Origin of the sequence: Levilactobacillus namurensis DSM 19117 (assembly GCF_001434785.1) — a bacterium.
Lineage (GTDB): Bacteria > Bacillota > Bacilli > Lactobacillales > Lactobacillaceae > Levilactobacillus > Levilactobacillus namurensis.
In genome coordinates this window covers 1-263 of sequence record NZ_AZDT01000056.1, presented here as the reverse complement: position 1 = coordinate 263, position 263 = coordinate 1, and the positions used below count along the sequence as shown (strand labels likewise).

Below are 263 nucleotides of genomic sequence, written 5' to 3'. Positions count from 1 at the left end.
ATCTCTTTAGATGCATTGGGGTTTAATGAACTGAAACACGTCGTGCTTCAGTTCGGCGGAAAAGCGGAAGTCGTCTTTGAAGCGACTGGCGTTTACTCCCGGCGCTTAGAGTATTTTCTTCAACAAGAAGGTTTGAATTACCATATTTTAAACCCACTGGCGGCTAAGAATCGTATCGCCACTGGATCACGATTAAGAAAGAACGATGAACGTGATGCTCGACGTTTAGCAATTACCGAGTTTACAGAACAACTAGAACCATA

General features: G+C 43.3%; 1 protein-coding gene. It reads left to right on the top strand.

What is annotated here, in order from left to right; all coding sequences use genetic code 11:
* Positions 1–263 (top strand): IS110 family transposase (locus tag FD30_RS08280; RefSeq protein ID WP_162255434.1); only part of this gene is annotated, 263 nt, incomplete at both ends.